We start from the raw sequence: 19,955 nt of genomic DNA, 5'->3' as shown, positions 1-19,955 counted from the left end.
AACGCACTTTGACCGCTATTGCTAAGTGAATTTTCTGTTAACAGCATATGATGGCTTTAGATCTTTCAGATAAGAGTAATGAGCAATGACACAAGAATTTCGCAAAATATTATTAGACGGCTATCCAATATTGACTGAAAAAGTAGGTGATAGATTGGTCGCTAAAGATGGTCGTTCAGTGGCAATTGAAGACGCTATACATTTGCCGCCGGTTGAGCCAACCAAAATCATCGCTGTTCATTTAAACTATCACAGTCGCGTAGATGAATTTATCACTAAGCTTCCGCCAGCGCCTACCTACTTTCATAAGCCACTTTCTGCAATGAATACTCATAAAGCAGATGTCGTGCGCCCAGAACGCTGCAAGTATCTCAATTATGAAGGTGAAATTGCGATAGTCATTGGTAAGCATTGTAAAAATATCACGCCAGAAGAAGCAGGTGAATATATTGCCGGATACACGGTGGCAAATGACTATGGCTTGCACGACTTTAGAGACACCGATGCAGGCTCAATGTTACGTGTCAAGGGCTCTGACACGCTCTGTCCTATTGGACCAGGACTGGTAACAGGTTGGGACTTCAAAAATAAAATGATCCGCACTTATGTTAACGGTAAAGTTGTTCAAGAGGATAACACGGACAACATGGAGTGGGATATGCACTACCTCGTTGCGGACATTGCTAGAACGATTACCTTATTACCTGGTGACGTATTGCTTTCTGGTACGCCCGCCAATAGCCGTCCGGTTTATCCTGGAGACATCTGCGAAGTAGAAGTGGAAGGATTAGGCAAATTAACCAACAGGATCGTCACCGGTCCTACACCGGTGAGCGACAAATGTGGCGCACAGCCGACAGAGACTGAAGAAGTGATTTCCACGGCAATGGGAGGAGACTGGGAGCATAGAGGCCGCAGAGCAGCTACCGGTGAGGGAGCTAAACACTACAAATCAAAGGTAGAGAAGTAGCATGAATACTCAACAATTTTATATTAATGGCGCTTGGGTTGACCCTGTCAGCGCAGGTACCATTGAGGTTGTTAATCCAGCCACGCAAAACGTTATTTACCAACTAGCAAATGCAACATCAAGTGACGTCGATCTTGCCGTGTCTGCGGCAAAAAACGCGTTTACACATTATTCATTAATAGCGCTTAACGAACGTGTTGAACTGTTAGAAGATATTAATGCTTTGCTGATCAAAAGAAGTGATGAAATTGCCGATGCTATCTCCCTTGAAATGGGGGCACCTATCAATCTGGCCCGTAATGCACAAGCACCATCTGGCTCTCAACATTTTGCAGAAATGATAGCGGTATTAAAAACATTTAGGTTTTCTAACACCACCAACAATGGCACTTTTGTGCGCAAGGAGCCCATTGGGACCTGCGCATTAATAACACCATGGAACTGGCCATTGAACCAGATTGCAACCAAGGTAGCGCCTGCACTCGCAGCCGGGTGTACCATGGTTCTTAAACCTTCAGAAATTGCTCCTTTGGATGCAATAATATTAGCTGAAATTTTGCATGAAGCCGGGGTGCCTAAAGGGGTGTTCAACCTCATTCACGGCACCGGAGCCAGCATAGGAAACAGCCTAACTAGCCATAAAGATATCGATATGGTTTCGTTTACCGGCTCAACTAGAGCGGGAATAGCTATTTCGCAATCTGCCGCGCCTAGCATTAAAAGAGTCGCATTAGAACTTGGTGGCAAGTCTGCAGGTATCGTGTATGGCAAAGTAGATGCATCTAAAGTGGCGCAACAAATTGTCGATTCGTCGATGCTAAACAGCGGGCAATCATGTAATGCATTAACCAGAGTGCTTGTTGCATCTGACCAATACGATGAAGTATGCAAAGAAATTATCCAATGTATGCAAGGTCTAAGTGTGGACATGCCCCAACATTCGCCCAATTTAGGGCCCGTGTCTAATGCAGCCCAATACAAAAAGGTACTCGGTTTCATTCAATCAGGGATTGATTCTGGTGCCACACTATTAACCGGCGGCGCCGACATGCCCAGTCATTTGGAAAAAGGTTTCTTTATTAAGCCTACCCTATTTGGTGATGTCACACCTGACATGACAATAGCGAGAGAAGAAATTTTTGGACCTGTTTTATGCATAATGAAATACCAAGAATTGTCCGAGGCTATAGAGATTGCAAACGCCTCAGAATATGGACTTTCCGGTTTTGTTTGGTGCGATGATCACGACAGCGCAGTTAGTATTGCCGACCAATTAAGAACCGGAATGGTTCATTTAAATGGCGCAGGATTAGACGCCAGCGCACCATTTGGCGGTTTTAAGATGTCGGGCAATGGACGAGAATGGGGAGCGTTTGGTTTAGAAGAGTATCTTGAGTGTAAATCAATCTATGGTGGTGCTAAAAACTAGGAATTGTGCCTAGCGAAGCAGTGTTGCTATAATACATGCTACAACTAACTTTCAAGAGATCATGATGTCAGCAATGATTTACCCTACGTCGAACTTTGCCGAGCAAGACAAATTGTGTATTGCGAGAGCCAAAGGTGTTTATGTTTATGATTCGAATAATAAACAATACCTTGAGGGGATGTCTGGACTTTGGTGCACTGCACTTGGCTATGGTAATGAAGAACTCATTGCTGCTATTACCAATCAGTTACATACGTTGTCGTTCTCTCACTTATTTGGCGGTAAAAGCCATGGTCCAGGCGTAGCTCTGGCCGACAAACTCGCTGCCATGGTGCCAATAGAGGATGCCCGCGTATTTTTTGGCACCTCAGGCAGTGATGCAAACGACAGCCATTACAAAATCCTACGGTATTATTTTAATGCTATTCATAAGCCTCAAAAGCGTAAAATAATTACTCGAGAGCGCGCTTATCATGGCGTTACAGTCGCTTCAGGTGCGCTCACAAGTTTGCCAGTCAATAACCGGCATTTCGATCTTCCAATTGATGCGCTAAACATACTACGCACGGATTCACCCCACTATTTTTCAAGTCATTTGCAAGGAGAGTCTGAAACTCAGTTTGTGGATCGTATTGTAGCCAATTTAGAAAGCCTCATTCTTCACGAAAACCCAGATACAATAGCAGCCATGATTATTGAACCGATAACTGGTGCCAGTGGCGTAATTGTGCCCCCTGACGGTTACTATGAGAAGGTACAAACGATACTGCGCAAATATGACATTTTGATTTGGGCGGACGAGGTGATTACCGGATTTGGACGCACAGGCAATGATTTTGGCTGCACGACTATGGGTATTAAACCTGACCTTATGACATTCGCCAAGCAACTATCATCGGCTTACTATCCAATAAGTGCAGCGGTCATACCCGGCTATATGCATGATGCAATGATTGAGCAAAGTAGCGCAAATGGGGTTTTTGGACATGGTTACACCTACTCTGGCCATCCCGTTGGTTGTGCTGCTGCACTTAAAAACTTAGAAATATTCGAACGCGAACACATTTTCGAGAAAGCCGCAGAAGCAGGTGTCTATTTGCGCAAGCAACTTGAAACGTTCGTAGACCATGCTCTTGTTGGTGAAATACGCGGTAAGGGCTTATTAATGGCGATTGAGCTCGTACCAAATAAACTAAAGAACACTCGGTTTGCTGATGGTAAAGTAGGTGCTTTCGCGCAACGTGCTTGTCAGGAACATGGACTCATTGTTAGAGCCGTGGCGGGTAATTCAATAGCACTTTGTCCACCATTAATTATTACCCACTCACAAATAGATGAAATCATTCAAAAGCTAACAAAAGCATTAGACGACACCTTGATTTACACCCAAAAAGAAAAATTACTATTTGCCTAGTCTTTAGCATTCGTGACAATTAATTGAAGCATGAGTTTATACATGGACACTGCTTAGTGGATCCTATGGCCAGTATTGGAAGAACAACAGTGACAAGCCTGTTGCCATTCAGTTAACCGTAGAAGGCCAATATAAAGTTATTGGTCTTAAACAGTAACAGGCAGCCGAGTATAGGCAATACGTTACTTATTCGCAGCGCATTATTGATTGCATTATTCGATAATTAACTCACCTACATACATTTTCATTTGGCAGTGAAACGCATAACATCCTTGGGGCGACGCAGGGATAACAACACTCACTTGCTTGTTTAAAGGTAAGGTCGCATTAATCTCCAAATCGGGTATCAGTAAGGTCTCAGCACAAGATGACGGATCCCGTCTAGTAAACGTAACTGTCGTGCCCTTGTTAGCAGATATTTTGATTTTAGACGGCTGGTATACCCCATCTTTTACAATGATGTCAATTGCCCCGGTTTGGAGCGCAATATTTGGCGGCTGATAAGTCCAAAACCACCATATAATTAGTGCTATAAGGGCCATCCCAGCTAAGTTTATCCATAACATAAGTCAATACTCCTAATGCTCTTTTGCTTTGAAAAAGCGCAGTCGATTTGCGTTTGTCACTACGGTGAGTGAAGAAAACGCCATCGCTGCTCCGGCAATAACAGGACTTAATAGCACACCGAAAAATGGATACAACACACCGGCGGCAATAGGCACCCCAGCAATGTTATAGATAAATGCGCCAAACAAGTTTTGCTTAATGTTAGTTAACGTCGCTTGGCTAATCGCGATTGCATCAGCTAACCCATGCAAAGACCCACGCATAAGTGTGATATCGGCACTTTCAATAGCCACGTCAGTGCCTGTGCCAATGGCAAAACCGACGTTGGCATGAGCCAAAGCAGGTGCGTCATTTATACCGTCACCGGTCATACCGACTATTTCGCCTTCCTTTTGCAACTCGGCGACTTTTTTGGCTTTATCCCCAGGCATGACTTCAGCAAGGTATTCACTTATGCCTACTTTTTCTGCTATCGCTTTTGCTGTGAGTCTGTTGTCGCCCGTGAGCATAACCACACGGATACCGCGATTCTGTAATCGTTTAATGGCATCAATCGAATCACTCTTAATCGGGTCGGCAACAGCTATCACTGCCGCTAACTCATTATTCACCGCAAAGTACATGGGCGTTTTCGCTTCTTCGGCGAACGCTTGTGCTTTGTCTAAAAACGCGTCGATATTTATGCTGCGCTCGGTCATTAGTTTTTGGTTTCCGAATAATAGCGTGTTGTTATCGAGCATAGCCTCGACGCCCTGCCCTGCAATAGAAGTAAATCCGGTTACTTTCTGTGGCTGGATGCCTTGCTCTTTGCTACTTTCAACGATTGCCATTGCTAGCGGATGTTCAGAGCCCGCTTCAATACTAGCTGCTAACATTAAAACGTCTTCTCGCGTTAGCTTGTTCGCCAAGACAATGTCAGTGACTTTAGGTGCACCCTCGGTAATCGTGCCGGTCTTGTCCAAAATCATCGTGGTTATTTTAGAGGCCGTTTGCAGTGCTTCACCATTTCGTATTAGTACACCCGCCTCAGCCGCTTTTCCTACACCTACCATTACCGACATTGGGGTAGCTAAGCCGAGCGCACAAGGGCAGGCAATGATTAATACGGTGGTCGCCGATACGATGGCAAAAGCAATACTAGGTGCTGGACCAAAATTCAGCCAAGCGAGTGCACTTAGCAACGCAATAATCATAATGACAGGCACAAAATAGGCCGCAATTATGTCGGCTAAACGACCAATAGGTGGCTTCGAGTTTTGTGCTCGTTTAACCATATTGATGATTTGAGCTAACGCAGTGTCTTTGCCTACACGTGTGGCTTTGAATACAATCGAGCCTGATTTATTAATCGTTCCGGCAACGACTTTATCACCCTCAGCTTTCTCAACCGGCATAGGTTCGCCGGTCAGCATAGATTCATCTACAGCGGTATGTCCCTCAGTAACGAGACCGTCAACTGATATTTTTTCTCCTGGACGCACTCGAATTAAATCATTCAACAGCACATTTGCAATCGGAATATCGATGTCTTTGCCGTCTCGGATTACTCGTGCGGTTTTAGGCTGCAAACCAATCAGCCTTTTAATCGCTTCCGAGGTTTTACCTCGAGCTTTTACTTCCAGTGCCAAGCCCAGGTTAATCAAGCCGATAATCATGGCCGTCGCTTCAAAGTATACGTGGCGTGCCATTTCAGGAAGTAATTCCGGAACCGCGACCACTACCATTGAATATAACCAGGCGGTGGCTGTTCCTAAAGCAATTAGGGTGTCCATGTTGGCAGAATGATTTTTAAATGAGTTCCACGCGCCAATATAAAAATGCTTACCCGAGAACAGCATAACGCCGAAGGTCATTAGTCCTACCGTGAACCACACCCACCTTTCGGTGCTTGTAGTTACCGTCATCTCGCCTATGCTCAGCCCATAAATCATAAGGGGGACACCAAGTAAGAGCGCAATCGACATATCGCGTATTAACTTTTTATAGTATTGCGCGTCGGCTTCATCTTTTTCATCTAGCGCTTGTTCTTCTGACTCGCTGGTGTCAATTTTTGCGTTGTAGCCGGCTATTTCAACAGCTGAAATAAGAGTGCTATCCAGCACATTGCCGACTACCATGACAGTTCGCTGGGCAAAGTTCATTTCCGCACTTTGAACGCCTTTTAATGTGCGCAGCGTTTTTTCAATTTTCGTCACACAACTCGCACAACTTGCGCCGTCGATAATGAGGTGATGCTGTGCTTTTTTTTGGACGTTTTTTTTTAGGTTTGCAGTTTTGCTGCCTACTGTTGCTGGATTTTTTGCGATGTTGTTGGCCTGAAAACTAGCCTGCTTGTTTGCGCCTTTGTCATTATTATTGGCATTGGCATTTTTCATAACACTTTCCTCATCGAAAGCTACTCATATTGTTGTCTACTATGCTTTACTTAGAAATATCTCCAGCGATTGTAAACCTTTGAGTCACTCTAAGGTCAACAACTAAAATAAGTTTTTTGAAATGGAAGCAAAGGAAGCGGCAATTGCCGCTCCCTTTTATTCCATTGCAACTTTCGACGATAGTCTTGTTTGACTAACGATAGCAATCGTTCAATGCATTAATTAAAAATCAAACTGAAAACCCAATATGATTGCATTGTAGTCATTTTGAACATCAGATTGATAATCCTGCAACTCGCCAACTAGTCGAAATTGCTTGGAGAGTTGATGATGCACAAACAACATAGTTAGTTCGTTATCAACCTCAGCTGCTGAACCCAATCCAATAGCAGCATCTGCTGCGCGACTATCTTGAGAGCCTTCACCATAACTAATACCAAATCTGGTTTTATCCAGCGTATAGTCTGCTTCAAAAAACCATTGAGTAGCATCCACATCAGCATCATTGATTGAGCCGCCATATAGACCATCAGCGCCGATACCTGTGGTGTCAGTGTAGTTTACTGTCAAGCCAAATCCGTTGACTTGAATGTGAGCACCAACATCGAAACCTTGCATATCGTAATCAAACGCTTGAACACCAGTCACAGATACTGCTTGTTGAAAAGCACCGGTCCATACTCTGAAACTCTCACCCGAATAAGTGACTTGGCCCTCAAAACGGGGCATAGAGGTTTCAATAGACGCATCTTGCGGTTCTTCCGGGTTAATAAGCGCAAGTTTATATACAAACCCGTTCATGTCGTTAGATGTGAATTTGATTTGAGGGTTAAAATTAGCATACACGTAACCGGTGCCAATACGACCGCCAGTTGCATTGCCTGTATCTGCTCCGCCACCTAACCAGCCAACACCGCCTTGACTGGCAATATCGCCAATTGCATTACTATTGAATACGCCAAAGTCTTTACCTAAGGTAAAAGTTCCGAAGTCACCAGATACCTTAATATTGGCAACTCGGCTTTCAAATAGCCCGCTATTTTGTGCACCATTCGGTCCATTTAAATGCGTATCAACTTGAAAGTGACCCGAAATTGTTAGGCCCGAATCAGTTTTTGGTGCGACTACATGAAAGTTGATGTTCGCTGGGTTGAATCCTGATTGAACTCGAAACGCTTGCTCGGAATCATCATGATCCGAAGCGACGACAAAAATAGGAATTGCTCCACTAATTGAGGTTTCCCATCCGTTATCAGACTCTAATGCTACTTTTGATAGTGCGAGAGGCGAAAATACTAACACGGTTGCGCCAACAACTGACGCCACTTTGGTCAGGGAAAAAGCGGTAAAATTACTTTTCTTTGATGTGTTTTTCATGATTTTATCCGTTATGTGTGGACAAATATTGTCCACAATAAAGTTTATTTTGGGCAAAGCTTGCCCGGCCTCGTAGTCGTTGACTGAGGAAAATCGGGCAAGTTTGTTGATTAAGCGTTGCTTAGTTAGGAACAGCGTCCCATTGTTTTAGCAGTTCTTTATAAGCAATTGTTTCGCCTTGAGGCTTTTCATTGCTTAGTTTAGGTTTTGGTGCGCCAGGTTGACTCAACCAGTAGCTTGGATCTCTTGGTTTGTTCAACTTAGGACCGCACTCGCCTTGTGCATTAGCGCGCTCTAGTCGGTTCATCACTTTGTCTTGTGCCGCAGCTAAGCCATCGAGTGCTTCTTGAGGTGTTTTTTCACCGCTTGCTGCCTCAGCAATATACTGCCACCATAACTGTGCTAGTTTTGGATAGTCAGGGACATTAGTGCCAGTAGGAGTCCATTGCTTGCGCGCAGGGCTTCTATAGAACTCGACTAAACCACCAAGTTGTGGCGCTACGTCAGTCATTGCTTGTGAATTAATATCAGATTCACGTATAGGCGTTAAGCCTACTAAGGTTTTCTTCAGTGAAACGGTTTTAGATACAGTAAATTGTGCATATAACCATGCGGCTAACCGACGTTTTTCAGGTGTAGACTTAAGAAAAGTCCAAGCACCCGTGTCTTGATAACCCAGCTTCATGCCTTCTTCCCAATACGGACCTTTAGGTGACGGTGCCATTCTCCATTTTGGTAATCCATCTTCACCCACAACCGGCAACCCTTTATCAGTCATACCGGCTGTAAAAGCGGTATACCAAAAAATTTGTTGTGCGACATTGCCTTGTGCCGGCACTGGGCCTGCTTCAGAAAACGTCATTCCCTGGGCTTGCGGTGGCGCATAGTCTTTTAGCCATTGCACGTACTTAGTCGTTGCATAAACGGCTGCTGGACCGTTGGTTGCGCCGCCACGAGAGACACTTGAACCTACCGGTCTGCAACCGTCGACTCTAATTCCCCACTCGTCAACAGGTAAACCATTAGGTAAACCTTTGTCACCCGCGCCTGCCATCGAGAACCAGGCATCAGTGAAGCGCCATCCTAAAGACGGGTCTTTTTTACCATAATCCATGTGACCATATACGCGCTCACCATCAATTGTTTTTACCTGATTAGTGAAGAAATCGGCGATATCTTCATACGCAGACCAATTTACTGGTACACCTAACTCGTAACCGTAACTTTGTTTAAATTGCGCTTTAAGGTCTTCTCTTTCAAACCAATCAGCTCTGAACCAATACAGATTTGCAAACTGCTGATCCGGGAGTTGATAAATTTTGCCATCAGGCCCTGTGGTAAAATCTAAACCAATAAAATCCTCTAGATCAAGGGTAGGTAAGGTTAGATCTTTTGCTTCATTCGCGATCATGTCAGAGATAGCGACGGCCTTTCCATATCTGAAGTGGGTGCCAATGAGATCAGAATCATTGATGTAAGCATCATATATATTACGACCAGATTGCATTTGCGTCTGCAGCTTCTCAACCACAACGCCTTCTTGCATTAGATCATGAGTAATCTGAATACCGGTGATCTCCGTAAAGGCTTGCGCCAATACTTTGGATTCGTACGAATGCGTTGCAATGGTTTCAGATGCAACGTTAATTGACATTCCTTTAAATTGTTTAGCAGCCTCTTTAAACCACATCATCTCCTGCATTTGCTGTTCTGGCGTTAAGGTGGATACTGAGAATTCGTCTTTTATCCATTTTCTGGCAGCATCATCTTGTTCGTCTGCAAGTGCAACCGAAGATACTCCCATGAGCAGTAAACTAGTGCCTAATATAGCGGTAGTCCGTTTCATTTTTAATTTCATATCAATTACCATTGTTATTGAGATTATGTTTTTATACCGCTAAACTTGGCTAGTCTTTGAACTAGTATATGTTCATTCGGCAATTCGTATTGGCTTTCGCCAATGTGAAGGACTCTCTTTGCTGTCAAGCGTCGAATCTTTGCATCAAAGAGGTCCACTTCTCTAAATCAGAGAAATTCTTTTTATCAGTGCATTTAATTACTTTTTTAATGAAGCAATTAACCCCATCTAAATACCACTGCGCTCCAAAGTACAGAGATGCACAATGCCACCCATAAAACAGTGTCTACAAGTGCCAAAAAACCTAAATGTATGTATGCAGCGCTTATCAAGCTAATAAATAGCTTATCGCCTCTCGTTGTTGCGATTGGTAAAAACCCTTTCTTTTCGAGAGTGGGCGATTTTATTTCCAAAATAGTCATGAAAATTAGTATGCATCCAATCACGCTGAAAAACGTGGCAGTGACGCCGGTCCAAGCCATCCAATTCATAGTGTTAATCCTTAATTTTGTTATACACGACCAAGGGCAAAGCCCTTCGCGACATGATTACGCACAAACCAAATAACTAAAACGCCTGGAATAATAGTCAACACACCTGCCGCTGCAAGTAAACCCCAATCGATTCCAGCTGCTCCAACTGTTCTTGTCATGATTGCCGCAATAGGCTTTGCATCAACGGATGTTAGTGTTCTTGCAAATAACAACTCCACCCAAGAAAACATGAAGCAAAAGAAGGCTGTTACCCCTATCCCAGAGCGGATCATGGGTAGGAAAATTCGCAAAAAGAACTTGGGAAAGCTATAACCATCGATATATGCAGTTTCATCAACTTCTCTTGGCACACCTGACATAAAACCTTCCAAAATCCATACCGCGAGTGGCACAGTGAAAAGACAATGCGCTAACGCCACCGCGATATGCGTATCAAATAAACCCACTGATGAATACAGCTGAAAGAACGGCAGCAGAAATACCGCTGGTGGTGCCATTCTGTTGCTCAGTAACCAGAAGAATAAGTGTGTATCTCCAATAAAACGATATCGACTAAATGCATAAGCCGCAGGTAAGGCAACAACTAATGTGATGGCCATATTCATGCTCACATAAATCATTGAATTTACATAACCCATGTACCAAGTTGAATCGGTGAAGATGGTGTGATAATTATCAAAAGTAAAATCGTGAGGCCACAATGTTAGGCCTCCCAATATCTCTTCTGTTCCTTTGAAGGACATGATCACTAACCAGTATATAGGGATGAACAAAAACACAATATATAATGCCAAGCCGAGTTTTTTTCGCATACTATAATCCATTACAAGCTCCTATTTGGCTTTGTCTAGCTGGTTAATTGCAGTGAAGAATGCGTAGCAAACAAGCAGCACAATGAGATAATAAATTAGGGAGAACGCAGCCGCAGGACCTATATCAAATTGTCCAATTGCCATTTGAGTCAATGCTTGGCTTAAGAAGGTTGTCGAGTTACCTGGACCTCCACCGGTTAACACGAACGGTTCGGTATAAATCATAAAGCTGTCCATAAACCGCAGTAAAACACCAATCACCAAGACACTTTTCAAACGCGGTAATTGTATGTGCCTAAAAATCGCCCATTTTGATGCTCTATCTATGCGTGCTGCTTGATAAAACGCTTCTGGTATTGCACGTAATCCTGAGTAACACAAAAGGGCGATTAACGGTGTCCAATGCCAAACATCCATTAATAATACAGTTAACCATGCGGCAGTGGGGTCGCTGGTGTAATTGTAATCAATACCTAATGCATTAACGGCGTAACCAAATAATCCAATGTCAGCTCGGCTAAATATCTGCCAGATAGTACCCACCACGTTCCACGGTATCAGAAGTGGGATAGCGACCAGGATCAGTGATACTGCGGCCATTCTTCCTTTTGTTGGCATTACCAAGGCGATGGCGATCCCTAATGGTACTTCGATAGCGAGGACCGAGAATGAAAAAAAGAATTGTCTACCTAGTGAGTCGAGTAAAGCTGGGTTTCTTAGCATCTCTCGATACCATTCAGCACCTACAAAATAGGCCGTGTTTTGGTCAAATATATCCTGAACTGAATAATTAACCACGGTCATTATGGGAACGATGGCCGAAAACGCGACCAGAATAAATACCGGTAAGACTAAAAACCACGCTTTGTTATCTCTTACTTTGCGTTGCATTAAACTGTCTCCTTTGCTTCATCTTCTGGCTCTTCTATGTCAACAAGATACTCATCTACATACACTTTTAGCCATTGCTCAGGAAAACTGATGTAGGCTTTCTTAGTGGGCACCGCTCGGTCTTCATGTATTCTGACTTTTAATACTTCACCATCTAGTTTCATGGTGATTATTTTATAAGTGCCTAAATCTTCTGTGTGGAGAACATCGCACTCAAACGCACCCTCTGCTTTATCATCCCAGACATGCACAAATTCCGGCCTTATGCCGATTTTGATATTCGAAGTACTGACTTGGTCTAATGCAATCTGCATTTCCGGATTAAGCGACACCAAAGTGTTGTTAAACTTCAGACCGCCTTGGGTCTTTTTAACTTCAATTAAATTCATACCCGGGCTACCAATAAAGTAGCCAACGAAGGCATGATTGGGTTTTTCGAAAAGCTCTCTAGGGGTACCAAATTGAACTATTTGTCCACCATACATAACCGCTATTTTATCAGCAAAAGTGGATGCTTCTAATTGATCGTGGGTTACGTATACCATGGTGATATTGAACTGCTCATGTATTTGCTTGAGCTTGCGTCTGAGTTTCCATTTTAAATGCGGATCGATGACCGTAAGTGGCTCATCAAATAGGATCGCGGATACGTCACTCCTAACTAAACCCCTGCCCATTGACACTTTTTGCTTCTCATCTGCTGTGAGGTTTTTTGCTTTATTTTTAAGTAAATCGCTGAGCTCTAATACCGCTGCTATTTCAATCACTCGGCTATGTACTTTATCCTCAGATATTTTCATATTTCGCAATGGAAAAGCTAAGTTATCAAAAACAGTCATTGAATCGTAAACCACGGGGAACTGAAATACTTGTGCTATATTACGCTCCTCTGGCGGAATATCATTGACCTTCTTACCATCAAATAGCACGTCACCATTTGAGGGAGAGAGTAAGCCGGAAATAATATTTAATAAGGTACTTTTACCACAACCTGAAGGCCCTAACAGAGCATAGGCGCCGCCTTGATGCCAAACATGGTTCATTTCTCGAATGGCATAATCATCGGGTGATGTGGGCTTTGACTTATAGCTATGTGCTAAAGACTTAAGACGTATTTCTGCCATGCTATGCAACTCCTTTTTGTATAGACGAGGGTACTTGTATCGTCTTACCAGTTAAGTCAAACACAAAGAGCTTATGTGTCGGCAAATATACTTTGACAGGCACTTCAGTGTGATAATCATGAATACCATTGAGCTGAACAATCAGTTCGAAATGCGCATTATGAACGTGCATATAGGTTTCAGAACCACTTATTTCGGCTAACTCAACGGTCATGTTTAATTCAAGATCATCATCATTGTTCGGCGCTAAGCCGATATGACTAGGCAAAACACCAAATATATAGTCTCCTTTTGGCAGGCCTTCGAGTTCAGCACTCATGGCAAAATGCACTCTATTTTCTAGCGATACGCCACTATCAGTCACACGCCCTTTAATTAAATTAATTGTTGGTTCGCTGTATAAGGAGGCTGCTTCCATCGTATCGGGATGACGATATATATGAGTTGCTGCGCCACTTTGTATTACTCTACCCTCATGCAGCAATGTGGTATTGCCGCCTAATGCCATAGCTTCATGTGGCTCAGTAGTCGCATAGATTGCAATTGCATTGCGTTCTTTGAACAGGCCTCTTAATTCAGACCTCAATTCTTCTCGTAATTTATAGTCGAGGTTAACAAGAGGTTCATCAAATAATATAATACTTGCATCTTTTACTAAGGCTCTGGCCATCGACGTACGCTGCTGTTGACCACCAGACAATTCGAGCGGAAAACGATCTAGGAACGGCTCTATTTGAAGTATTGCGGCCGTTTCTTGCACACGCTTTGCAATTTCACTGGCTTTTACTTTAGCGATACGCAGTGGCGACGCAATATTTTCTCTGACGGTTAGATTTGGGTAGTTAACAAACTGTTGATAAACCATGGAGACATTTCGTTCTTGAATTTTGACATCGGTTAAGTCTTTACCATGTAAAATAACTTTTCCTTCGGTTGATTTATCGAGACCTGCAATCAATCTCATCAATGTAGTTTTGCCTGCTAATGTTCGCCCTAACAAAACATTAAATGAGCCACTTTCCAGAGTGAGATTGATATGACTCAGAAAAGATTCACCGTTAACTGTGTGGCTTATGTTGTCTAAAACTAGCGACATTGCTTACAACGCTCCCTGAAAATCGGTCGATAGTGAAAATGACTTACGACCAAGAGTTAATAATATGTAAACGAATAGCATATAAAGTGCCAACGTTTAGTAATATTTATAAATACACCCATAACCTTTATTTGGCGTGCGTTATAGAGGCTTTAACCCATATTCTCAAACACTTTTTAATTTTGTTCATACTGTTCAACGTGAACACAAAACTGTTCAAATTAGTGTTCAATATGAGCATTTTTTATTGAACAGTATTATGGTGTAATCTATTTGTTACGGCAATGTAAAAATATTAAAAACCTTTTGTATTTACTCGTTGATATAAGTACTTGTAATAAATAGATAATTTAAATTAATAATTTATGCTTGTTAAAAGCATAAATTTCAAAGGATGATTTAATGTGAACAATAGTGTTAATATATGTTTAGCATGTGTAAGCGGGGCTGCGATATGGGGTATTCTACAATTAGGACCATAAATGTTAACAATTTGTACAGCAGTGGCTATTAAAAAAACAACAGCAAAAAGGTGTTAAATGGCGATAGATCCGAAAGAGAAGGCATCTGATCTTAGCCAGATTATTAAGCAGTCTTGGACACGTTGTGAGCAGCTTGGTTTACGCCAGTCCGGTCAGCCTGATGTAAAGCAACTGCCTCGTTATGATCAAGAACTGCTAAACGAAGAACACAAGGGCCTTATAGATACAACTCATTCGGAAGTATTGCCTTACTACGAAAATATTTTATCCAACACACAATGTCTTATCTTGTTGGCCGATAGTCATGGCAATGCCTTGAATCGCTGGGGCAAACCGCGATTTCTTACTAAGCAAAATTCACCCGTATTTCAAAAGGGTGTTAATTGGACAGAAAATCACTTGGGTACCAACTCAATTGGGACCGTATTGGAGAGTGGTGATGCTGTACAAGTACAACGTGACGAACACTATTTTCGCACTTATCGATTTATGATCGGTTCGGCTTGTCCTATATATGATGCTAATCGCAAATTAATTGGGGTACTTGACGTCTCTAGCGATGCTTACCTACCACAAGCTCATACATTTGGGATGGTAAAGCTGATGGCTCAAGGAATTGAGAATCGCTTAATTGTATCGCAATTTGGTAAAAACAATTATCTAGCATCCTTTAATACTAATGCCGACAACTTAGATAGCCAATGGTCCGGCTTAATTGCGTTTAACGAAGACGGTGTGATCATCTCTGCGAATAAACGAGCGGAGCTTATCTTAAATACGCAACTGGCTTTGGTTGACGTAAGTTCTATTTTTGATATGTCATTAAATGATATTAAAAACCTACCTAATCAAGTGCCTGTTTGTTTTCAGGCAATCGGTAAATATCGTATGCATGCCATTGTTAAAAGCCCATCTGTTATTGCAATTCAAACACCGAATTTTGAGAAGAAAGCATTACCTAAGACAGACAAAAATTTTATTGCATTGGATGACTTTTCCTCTGGCGATGAGCGTATTGAACGCTGTGTAGAACAAGCTAAACGAGTCATTGATAAGGACATTCCAATACTGATCCATGGTGAGACAGGCGTCGGTAAAGAAGTCTTCGTCAAGGCTTTACATCAATTTAGTGATCGTAAGCGATGCCCATTGGTTGCAGTTAATTGTGCTGCTATTCCCAGCGAACTCGCTGAGTCAGAGTTATTTGGATATGTTAAAGGTGCTTTTACCGGTGCAAGTGAAAAAGGTGCCCCAGGGCTCATACGAAACGCGAATACTGGCACTCTGTTTTTAGATGAAATAGGCGAAATGCCGCTCAAACTTCAAGGCCGGTTATTACGAGTGTTGCAAGAGCGAAGTGTCACTCCTTTAGGCTCGAGTCAGAGCTACCCAGTCGATATAAAACTCATTTCTGCCACTAACAAAAGTCTGCGTGAAAATGTGGCAAACGGTCTATTTCGACAGGACCTATATTATCGGGTGAGTGGACTCAATATTGAGCTTCCGCCTTTGCGTGAGCGAGCCGACAAGATCCAGTTATTTTCTAAAATAAATCAGATGTATAAAGAGCAGCATCAACCGGCTCAATTAAGCCCCCGTGTAATTGAATTATTTTATAATCACCCGTGGCCAGGAAATGTGAGGCAACTAGTCAGTGTTATTCAAATTGCTTTAGCCATGTGCGACGAGGGCATGATCCAAGAATGGCACCTACCAGATGACTTTTTTGCGGATCTGAAGATGACCCCATCCTTGCCAGCGAATACGCTGTTGCAAACAAAACTTAGATCGCATGCATCACCAGAGCCAGAGAGCGATCCTTTAAACGAAACCATTCGTGTATACAATGATACCCATCAGAATATTTCAAAGACAGCAAGACTGTTGAGCGTTAGTCGAAATACAGTATATAAGCGGCTTAAGAATGCTGATGTTATCAAGTAAAATAAGAGCACTCACCTACCCTTGCGTGGCTTAAGCTGGCAAGGATACATTTATGGGGAACATGATAGCGTGTTTAGCTTCATCGAAGACAAACATCTTAAGGATCGGAAGATAGATCTTAATAGGCGCATCGATTTTATACGCATGCACACCGGGAAGATGTACCAGAAAATTTAGATGACGATTAGCAATGTGTAAAAAAGTCTCTGCACCACTTATCTCCGCGAGTTCAACATGCATTGAAAACTCAAAATCATCATCATGCGAGGGCAGCAAGCTCAAATGCGATGGCTTAATGCCAAAAGTATACTGGCCCATTTTTAATTTAGAAAAGCGCGAGCTTTTTGGAAAATATAATTCGGAACCAAAGACCACCTCATTTTCATTAATAAGCCCTTTAAACAAATTAATTTCAGGATCATTTAATATGCGTGCCGCCTTTATATTAACCGGTTCTCTGTAAACGTTTGACACTTCCCCCTCCTGAATAAGTTTACCTTCGTCAAGTAAAAATACCTTTCCTCCTAAAGCAAGAGCCTCATTGGGATCGTTAGTAGCATATACCGCAATTGTATCGGTTTTTTTCAACAGATCTCTAATTTCATATCTGAGTGCTTCTCTTAATTTATAATCGAGGTTTAGCAGGGGCTCATCCAATAGAATAACTCTAGCATCTTTTACAAGAGCCCGAGCCAAGGCCGTTCTCTGTAATTGTCCACCGGATAACTCACCGGGAAACCGTTCTAAGCAACTATCAATATTTAGCTGTTTAGCAATAGCGTCGACTTTAGATTTGACGTCGTCCGCTGACAACTTAGCGACATATAAAGGAGAACCAATGTTCTCTCTTACCGTTAAATGTGTGTAGTTAATAAATTGTTGGTGCACAAAAGCAACGTTTCGCATCTGTACTGATAGTTTAGTGATATCAACCTTATCAAAAAGCACACTGCCGGTATGCGACATTTCTAATCCCGCGATCACTCTCAGTAGGCTCGTTTTACCGCTGGCTATGCCGCGCATCCCCAGCAATATATTTATCGAACCAGACTCGAAGGTTAAATTGATATCACTTAACACTTGGCCCTTGTCTGTTCGAAGGGACACGTTTGATAGCTGAATTGTCATGTAACGCCTTCTCTCCCACACAACCAATCACACGTGACTTCTTTTCATGGTTTATTGGTTTTATCACACTTGCAACAATACAATCTCAGGACAAACCGATCACACGTCCCTGATATCGTCTGTGATTTAGAGAGACAAGTGTAATGCAAAATCAATTGCAATTGCCATCATTAGTGTAAGTTGATTTAAAAGATGCGGTTTAGCCTCTTTATATACAGTATACACATGGCTAAATAATGACTGTTGGAGTGGTTAAAGCATTACAAAAAACAAAGGGAAGGGCTAAATTCGATGCGCTCACTGAATAGCAAACGCATCAACCAAGCATTATTGACTTTGCACTTTACGGACCGATTTACACCAATCTTTATAAAATCCATCTCTTTTTTCTTTTGTCATTGTGGGTGTATATCGCACTTCACATTGCCAATTTTTTTCAAGTGCTTCAAGTGATTCAAATACACCGGCCTTCAGACCGGCTAAGTAAGCTACTCCTAATGCGGTCGTCTCACTTACAGTGGATCGATCTACCGTCGCTCCCAAAATATCAGACAAAAATTGCATTAACCATCCGTTGGCAACCATCCCGCCATCAACACGCAAAACATCTGGACGCTCGCCATCAGCCTCCATTGCCTTTTGCAAGTCTTTTGTCTGAAAACAAACTGACTGCAAACCTGCTGTCACTATCTCTTTAATACCGGTGTCTCTAGTGAGTCCAAAAATGGCACCTCGCGCATTCGGATCCCAATACGGCGCTCCTAACCCTGTAAATGCCGGTACCATATAAACACCGTGTTCTAAGGATGTTTGTTTAGCGAGAGATTCCGACTCACCGGCTTTTTTAATTAATTGCAGTCCATCACGTAACCACTGAATAGTCGCACCGGCGACAAATATGCTGCCTTCTAATGCGTAAGTAGGTACGCCATTTAGTCGGTATGCTACCGTGCTTAGCAGTCTATTTTCTGATACTAAAGCGTTTTTACCCGTATTAAGCATCATAAAACATCCGGTTCCATAAGTACTCTTCGCCATACCTTCTCTAAAGCATGTTTGACCGAACAAAGCCGCTTGTTGATCACCAGCAATGCCTAAAATTGGTACTCCATATCCAAAGTAATGTGACTCGCACACGCCAAAATAGTCAGATGAATCCATTACTTCAGGCAGCATTGCTTTGGAAATGTCAAATAGCTCTAATAGTTCGTCATCCCAAGTTTGAGTATGAATATTAAACAACATTGTTCTGGATGCATTGGTGGCATCCGTGCGATGTTCTTCGCCACCGGTCAGCTTCCATAATAAATAGCTGTCTACGGTACCAAATACTAACTCTCCACGGTGCGCTTTTTCTTTCGCACCTGGCACCTCATTTAAAATCCAACTAATTTTAGTTGCAGAGAAATAGGGGTCAATCAATAGACCTGTCTTGCGACGGATCATATCTTCTTTGCCTAACGCTTTTAAGCCCTCGCACATGACACTTGTTCGCCTGTCTTGCCAAACGATAGCATTGTAAATTGGCACTCCAGTCTTTCTATCCCATACCAGGGTTGTTTCACGTTGGTTAGCAATCCCGATAGCAATGACTTTGTCTTGTTTAGCGTCAATTTTTTCGACCACCGCTTTAGTCGTATGCAAAACCGACTGCCAGATATCATCGGGTTTATGTTCAACGCGGCCATCCTCTGGAAAATACTGTTCAAACTCTTGTTGTTCAACATGTGCAATATTGCCCTGCAAGTCAAACAATATACTGCGAGAACTGGTTGTCCCTTGATCGATAGAAAGAATGTAATAAGCCATGGATGAAGTTTACCTAAAATTAATGTTCGAATATGTTCGTTAACGTTATTTATACACGGTTTTAACGTTCACAATCAAACTTGAACGAACATTAATTACCTTTTAGTTCATCATAAATTGTTACTCGACTGATTTAGTTAACAATTTTATTTCAATTAAATTTCACTTATACTGTGCTTAGGTAT

15 protein-coding genes are annotated in these 19,955 nt (G+C 42.4%); 4 read left to right on the top strand and 11 right to left on the bottom strand.

Annotated features, from left to right (window positions below):
• Positions 1-85 precede the first annotated feature (85 nt).
• The 3 genes from CXF81_RS01600 to CXF81_RS01590 all read left to right on the top strand — a co-directional run bounded on the left by CXF81_RS01600 (position 86) and on the right by CXF81_RS01590 (position 3,813).
• The gene (locus tag CXF81_RS01600) at positions 86-970 is read left to right on the top strand and encodes a fumarylacetoacetate hydrolase family protein (RefSeq protein WP_101179478.1); all 885 of its coding nucleotides are present in this window, start codon (positions 86-88) and stop codon (positions 968-970) included.
• 1 nt (position 971) lies between these two features.
• Positions 972-2,399 carry an aldehyde dehydrogenase family protein gene (locus tag CXF81_RS01595; RefSeq protein WP_101179477.1) on the top strand — a complete coding sequence of 476 codons (1,428 nt, stop codon included), beginning with the start codon at positions 972-974 and terminating at the stop codon, positions 2,397-2,399.
• A 64-nt stretch (positions 2,400-2,463) separates the two neighbouring features.
• Positions 2,464-3,813, top strand: coding sequence for an aminotransferase (locus CXF81_RS01590; protein ID WP_101179476.1), 1,350 nt, complete (start codon positions 2,464-2,466; stop codon positions 3,811-3,813).
• A 212-nt stretch (positions 3,814-4,025) separates the two neighbouring features.
• Here CXF81_RS01590 and CXF81_RS01585 read toward each other — a convergent pair whose 3' ends face one another.
• From CXF81_RS01585 to CXF81_RS01545, 9 genes are all read right to left on the bottom strand, one after another.
• Entirely contained in the window at positions 4,026-4,379 is a 354-nt protein-coding gene (locus CXF81_RS01585; RefSeq protein WP_101179474.1) for a cupredoxin domain-containing protein, read from the bottom strand.
• 12 nt (positions 4,380-4,391) lie between these two features.
• A complete protein-coding gene (locus CXF81_RS01580) occupies positions 4,392-6,755 on the bottom strand; it encodes a heavy metal translocating P-type ATPase (protein ID WP_101179473.1) in 2,364 nt (787 codons plus the stop codon).
• A gap of 222 nt (positions 6,756-6,977) precedes the next feature.
• Positions 6,978-8,132, bottom strand: coding sequence for a porin (locus CXF81_RS01575; RefSeq protein ID WP_101179472.1), 1,155 nt, complete (start codon positions 8,130-8,132; stop codon positions 6,978-6,980).
• 121 nt (positions 8,133-8,253) lie between these two features.
• Positions 8,254-9,990, bottom strand: a complete 1,737-nt coding sequence (locus CXF81_RS01570; protein ID WP_101179470.1) for an ABC transporter substrate-binding protein — start codon at positions 9,988-9,990, stop codon at positions 8,254-8,256.
• Between the two features lie 218 nt (positions 9,991-10,208).
• The gene (locus CXF81_RS01565; protein WP_101179469.1) at positions 10,209-10,481 is read right to left on the bottom strand and encodes a DUF2160 domain-containing protein; all 273 of its coding nucleotides are present in this window, start codon (positions 10,479-10,481) and stop codon (positions 10,209-10,211) included.
• 20 nt (positions 10,482-10,501) lie between these two features.
• Positions 10,502-11,308 (bottom strand): carbohydrate ABC transporter permease, encoded by an 807-nt coding sequence (locus CXF81_RS01560; protein ID WP_006008635.1) that lies wholly within the window; start codon positions 11,306-11,308, stop codon positions 10,502-10,504.
• A gap of 9 nt (positions 11,309-11,317) precedes the next feature.
• Positions 11,318-12,187: a carbohydrate ABC transporter permease gene (locus CXF81_RS01555; protein ID WP_006008633.1), complete on the bottom strand. Its 870-nt coding sequence runs from the start codon at positions 12,185-12,187 to the stop codon at positions 11,318-11,320.
• The gene (locus CXF81_RS01550) at positions 12,187-13,311 is read right to left on the bottom strand and encodes an ABC transporter ATP-binding protein (protein WP_101179468.1); all 1,125 of its coding nucleotides are present in this window, start codon (positions 13,309-13,311) and stop codon (positions 12,187-12,189) included. Before CXF81_RS01550 ends, CXF81_RS01555 begins: the two co-directional genes overlap by 1 nt.
• A gap of 1 nt (position 13,312) precedes the next feature.
• Positions 13,313-14,407 (bottom strand): ABC transporter ATP-binding protein, encoded by a 1,095-nt coding sequence (locus CXF81_RS01545; RefSeq protein ID WP_101179466.1) that lies wholly within the window; start codon positions 14,405-14,407, stop codon positions 13,313-13,315.
• A gap of 539 nt (positions 14,408-14,946) precedes the next feature.
• Here CXF81_RS01545 and CXF81_RS01540 point away from each other — a divergent pair.
• Positions 14,947-16,833, top strand: coding sequence for a sigma-54-dependent Fis family transcriptional regulator (locus CXF81_RS01540; RefSeq protein ID WP_101179465.1), 1,887 nt, complete (start codon positions 14,947-14,949; stop codon positions 16,831-16,833).
• A gap of 30 nt (positions 16,834-16,863) precedes the next feature.
• Here CXF81_RS01540 and CXF81_RS01535 read toward each other — a convergent pair whose 3' ends face one another.
• Both CXF81_RS01535 and glpK read right to left on the bottom strand, forming a co-directional pair.
• Positions 16,864-17,961, bottom strand: a complete 1,098-nt coding sequence (locus CXF81_RS01535; protein WP_101179464.1) for an ABC transporter ATP-binding protein — start codon at positions 17,959-17,961, stop codon at positions 16,864-16,866.
• Between the two features lie 327 nt (positions 17,962-18,288).
• Positions 18,289-19,770, bottom strand: coding sequence for a glycerol kinase GlpK (gene glpK / locus CXF81_RS01530; protein WP_101179463.1), 1,482 nt, complete (start codon positions 19,768-19,770; stop codon positions 18,289-18,291).
• Positions 19,771-19,955 lie beyond the last annotated feature (185 nt).

The sequence above is a fragment of the Glaciecola sp. 33A genome (genome assembly GCF_002836745.1).
Lineage (GTDB): Bacteria > Pseudomonadota > Gammaproteobacteria > Enterobacterales > Alteromonadaceae > Glaciecola.
Note: the sequence above shows the minus strand (reverse complement) of the source record. Positions and strands in the feature narration are given on the sequence as shown.

Coding starts and splice junctions, on each gene's coding strand:
- CXF81_RS01600 (WP_101179478.1), top strand. CDS start 86: ATGACACAAGAATTTCGCAAAATATTATTAGACGGCTATCCAATATTG.
- CXF81_RS01595 (WP_101179477.1), top strand. CDS start 972: ATGAATACTCAACAATTTTATATTAATGGCGCTTGGGTTGACCCTGTC.
- CXF81_RS01590 (WP_101179476.1), top strand. CDS start 2,464: ATGTCAGCAATGATTTACCCTACGTCGAACTTTGCCGAGCAAGACAAA.
- CXF81_RS01585 (WP_101179474.1), bottom strand. CDS start 4,379: ATGTTATGGATAAACTTAGCTGGGATGGCCCTTATAGCACTAATTATA.
- CXF81_RS01580 (WP_101179473.1), bottom strand. CDS start 6,755: ATGAAAAATGCCAATGCCAATAATAATGACAAAGGCGCAAACAAGCAG.
- CXF81_RS01575 (WP_101179472.1), bottom strand. CDS start 8,132: ATGAAAAACACATCAAAGAAAAGTAATTTTACCGCTTTTTCCCTGACC.
- CXF81_RS01570 (WP_101179470.1), bottom strand. CDS start 9,990: ATGAAATTAAAAATGAAACGGACTACCGCTATATTAGGCACTAGTTTA.
- CXF81_RS01565 (WP_101179469.1), bottom strand. CDS start 10,481: ATGAATTGGATGGCTTGGACCGGCGTCACTGCCACGTTTTTCAGCGTG.
- CXF81_RS01560 (WP_006008635.1), bottom strand. CDS start 11,308: ATGGATTATAGTATGCGAAAAAAACTCGGCTTGGCATTATATATTGTG.
- CXF81_RS01555 (WP_006008633.1), bottom strand. CDS start 12,187: ATGCAACGCAAAGTAAGAGATAACAAAGCGTGGTTTTTAGTCTTACCG.
- CXF81_RS01550 (WP_101179468.1), bottom strand. CDS start 13,311: ATGGCAGAAATACGTCTTAAGTCTTTAGCACATAGCTATAAGTCAAAG.
- CXF81_RS01545 (WP_101179466.1), bottom strand. CDS start 14,407: ATGTCGCTAGTTTTAGACAACATAAGCCACACAGTTAACGGTGAATCT.
- CXF81_RS01540 (WP_101179465.1), top strand. CDS start 14,947: ATGGCGATAGATCCGAAAGAGAAGGCATCTGATCTTAGCCAGATTATT.
- CXF81_RS01535 (WP_101179464.1), bottom strand. CDS start 17,961: ATGACAATTCAGCTATCAAACGTGTCCCTTCGAACAGACAAGGGCCAA.
- glpK (WP_101179463.1), bottom strand. CDS start 19,770: ATGGCTTATTACATTCTTTCTATCGATCAAGGGACAACCAGTTCTCGC.